This is a genomic window from Mucilaginibacter sp. P4_G9 (assembly GCF_056400985.1).
On sequence record NZ_JBFUKF010000736.1, the window covers coordinates 1 to 1,396 of the forward strand.

General features: G+C 38.3%; 1 protein-coding gene and 2 pseudogenes. All 3 read left to right on the forward strand.

The window, feature by feature from the left end:
• Positions 1–264, forward strand: a pseudogene (locus AC1DPZ_RS27190) (hypothetical protein); the annotation flags it as partial.
• Positions 261–767, forward strand: a complete 507-nt coding sequence (locus AC1DPZ_RS27195; RefSeq protein ID WP_477409400.1) for a GNAT family N-acetyltransferase — start codon at positions 261–263, stop codon at positions 765–767. The pseudogene AC1DPZ_RS27190 and the gene AC1DPZ_RS27195, both read left to right, overlap by 4 nt.
• Positions 768–793: 26 nt before the next feature.
• Positions 794–1,396 (forward strand): annotated as a pseudogene (locus tag AC1DPZ_RS27200) (GNAT family N-acetyltransferase); the annotation flags it as partial.

Here is a 1,396-nt window from a genome sequence, read left to right on the forward strand (position 1 = left end):
GAATATAACCTGTTGAAATTTGAGATCCCCGAGAATTGCGCCCCTATGGCTTACCCTTTTTTATATGATGATAGCCATTTAAAAGTTCATTTAATACAAAAAAAAATATTTGTTGCTACCTATTGGCCAAACGTTTTTAAATGGACTGAAAAAGGAATGTTTGAAAATCAACTTGCCCGTTGCTTGGTGCCCTTGCCAATAGATCAACGGTATAACCTACAGGATATGTTTTATATGTTAAATATTTTACGCCTATTTTTATGACAATATCAGTATACATACGACCCCTTGTCATAGAAGATGCATTAGTATCATATGCATGGCGAAATGACCCATTAATATGGATTTACACTGGCTATAAACCAACCAGCTACATAAGCGTCGAGGCAGAGACCAAGTGGTTGCAGACTCAGTTAAATAAGCCTAACCAGGCAAGATTTGCAATTTGTGTTAAAGAGCTTAATACCTACATAGGTAACGTGCAATTATTGGATATTACCGAACATGATGCTGAGCTGCATCTTTTTATTGGCAACAAGCTTTACTGGGGTAAAGGTATAGGTTACCAGGCAACTGTTCAAATGATACGATATGGTTTTTTGGTTAAAGAATTGGATCTCATTTATTTAAAGGTCCATCCCGCAAATATATCAGCGCTGTCAGTTTATGAAAAGGCCGGTTTTGAAATTACCGGTAAACAAAATGATCTCATTTGCATGAGCATTACAAAAAGCAAATTCGTTACCCTCGAAAATCTGAAATTATAGTTAGTCGGTAAACTTACAATAGAATTATGACAAGAATATTTTCCATCCACGATAAGCGGGAATGGACATTTTACGTCCGTAACGCAGCCGAATACGACTTTTATCATACATGGCACTACCATTCGTTGGAAACAACTGGTAGTCCGGTTTTATTTGTTTACCAGGAGCAGGATAATTATATCGCTTTTCCTTTACTTAAACGGGAAATTCCAGGATCGGGGTATTATGATCTGAGCTGTGTTTATGGTTTTTCGGGGCCTGTTTCAAACAAAAAAATAGATCGCCTCGGCAATTCCTTCATGGAAAACTTTAAAAAAGCCTTTCTCACTTTTCTTTCTGACGAGAACTACATATCGGTATTTACCCGTATGCATCCATTCTATAATCAGCAGTGTCTGCTAAATAAATTTGGGGGTGTGCATGAAAACGGAAAAACAGTGGTAATAGATCTTTCGGAAAGTATAGAACAGCAACGCCAAAGATACCGGCAAAGTGCCATGGACGCAATAAGGCACGCCTGGAAAAAAGGATTTAGGGTTGAGGAAGAAAAGGGGCCGGCCGCATTAGCAACTTTTGTTGAAATTTATACAGAAAGTATGAAGCGGTTGGGGGCGTCCAACCAGTATTTG